Below are 2,210 nucleotides of genomic sequence, written 5' to 3' on the forward strand. Positions count from 1 at the left end.
TATTCAGCCGGGGAGATTTTATCAGTTTCAATTACTAAAAATTATTGATTTTTAGAACAACCCTGTAATCTTGCCTTCGTCACTCACATCCATGTTCAGTGCTGCTGGTTTTTTAGGAAGCCCAGGCATTGTCATGATAGCACCAGTTAAAACGACAATGAAACCAGCCCCTGCCGAAGCACGTAACTCTCTAATTGTGACAGTAAAATTTTTCGGACGTCCCAATAATGTAGGATCATCCGATAGAGAATATTGGGTTTTCGCCATGCAGATAGGTAACTTGCCAAAACCTAGCTTCTCATATTGCAAAAGCTGCTTCTTCGCTTTAGGAGATAGTTCGATATCAGCGGCACCATATACTTTTTGTGCAATTTTGCGGATTTTCAGCTCTAAATTATCCTCCAGCTCATATGCATAGTTCAGGTTTGTTTCTTCTGTTTCACATACCCGTACAACTTTGCCGGCGAGATCCAGCCCGCCTTCCCCGCCTTTTGCAAAGACATCAACTAAAGATACAAGTGCATTTCTTGATTTACACCAGTGATGGACAAAGTTCACTTCTTCTTCTGTATCGGTCGGGAATTTATTGATAGCAATTACGTATGGGAGCCCGAAGTCTTCTATTGTTTCCATGTGTTTTTTCAAATTTTCCATCCCGTTTTTCAATGCCTCGAGATCTTCTTCAGCAAGGTCTTTTTTATCCTTGCCTCCATGCATCTTCAACGCCCGGATTGTAGCTACGATCACTACAGCATCTGGTTCAAATGCACCGGCTCGAGTCTTGATATCGATGAATTTCTCCGCTCCTAAATCGGCGCCGAATCCCGCTTCAGTCACTACGTATTCGCCAAGCTTAGCAGCGATCTTTGTGGCTACCACACTATTACAGCCATGGGCGATATTAGCGAATGGTCCTCCATGAATGATTGCAGGAGTATTTTCCAATGTCTGCACCAGATTAGGCTTGATCGCATCTTTTAACAACAGGGCCAGTGCTCCTTCATAACCCAGTTGTCCAACAGTCACTGGCTCTTTATCATAGGTATATCCGATCAAAATTCTAGCAAGACGCTGCTTCAAGTCATTCATATTCTTTGCCAGACATAAGACAGCCATGATTTCTGAAGCTACGGTAATGTTGAAGCCGTCCTCCCGCGGCATCCCCTGGGCAGGCCCCCCGAGTCCTACAACTACATTTCTTAATGCCCGGTCATTCAAATCCATTACGCGCTTCCATTCCACTCTTCGGGGATCGATATTCAAATCATTGCCTTGGTGGATATGATTATCGATAAATGCGGAAAGTGCATTATTCGCTGTCGTAATCGCATGAATGTCTCCTGTGAAATGCAGGTTGATGTCCTGCATCGGGACCACCTGGGAGTATCCGCCTCCAGCTGCCCCGCCTTTCAGCCCCATGGTTGGACCTAATGAAGGTTCACGCAATGCGATGATCGCCTTTTTGTCTATTTTATTTAATGCTTGTCCTAACCCTACAGTGACGGTAGACTTTCCTTCTCCTGCAGGTGTAGGATTGATGGATGTGGTCAAAATAACTTTGCCATTCGGCCTGTCCGCAAGCTTTTCAAGCAATTGGTCAGAAAGTTTTGCTTTATAGTGTCCGTATGGTTCCCAATCTTCTTTTGTAAGCGTTAACATTTTTGCGATTTCTTCAATCGGTTTCATCCTGGCTTCCTGTACAATCTCTATATCCGTTTTCATATTGGAGCCCCCTTCTATGTATACCTTTTATTTTACCTTAGAAAGTACTATATGTTGATACTAATGGTTAAAGATTAAATTTTCTGACAAAAATTCACATCCAGAAATAAATATTTATCAGAGTTTTTTTCCTCCTCCTTGACAATAAAAGCCGTTATAAGCTATATTAGATACAAGCAAAATGATGAATGGATATTTATTAAGGATATCGATTGATTGATTTTGTAATTAACACGTGTTACGTGCAAGATTTTAGGAGGATTTTTATCATGCAAAACGGTACAGTAAAATGGTTTAACGCAGAAAAAGGTTATGGCTTCATTCAAGTAGAAGGTGGCGACGATGTATTCGTACACTTCTCTGCTATCAACGAAGAAGGCTTTAAATCTCTAGAAGAAGGTCAATCTGTCACTTTCGAAATTGTCGAAGGCGACCGTGGTCCTCAAGCTGCCAACGTAGAAAAAAACTAATTTAAACCAAAATATACC

General features: G+C 41.9%; 2 protein-coding genes. One reads left to right on the forward strand and one right to left on the reverse strand.

What is annotated here, in order from left to right:
- Nucleotides 1–51: 51 nt before the first annotated feature.
- Nucleotides 52–1,722, reverse strand: coding sequence for a formate--tetrahydrofolate ligase (locus P855_RS0107455; protein WP_028782981.1), 1,671 nt, complete (start codon nucleotides 1,720–1,722; stop codon nucleotides 52–54).
- A gap of 269 nt (nucleotides 1,723–1,991) precedes the next feature.
- Between P855_RS0107455 and P855_RS0107460 the strand changes: the two genes are divergently transcribed.
- A complete protein-coding gene (locus P855_RS0107460; protein WP_028782982.1) occupies nucleotides 1,992–2,192 on the forward strand; it encodes a cold-shock protein in 201 nt (66 codons plus the stop codon).
- The last annotated feature ends 18 nt before the right edge of the window (nucleotides 2,193–2,210 follow it).

This window comes from Thalassobacillus devorans MSP14 (genome assembly GCF_000496835.1).
In the GTDB taxonomy this organism is placed as follows: Bacteria; Bacillota; Bacilli; order Bacillales; family Halobacillaceae; genus Thalassobacillus; species Thalassobacillus devorans_B.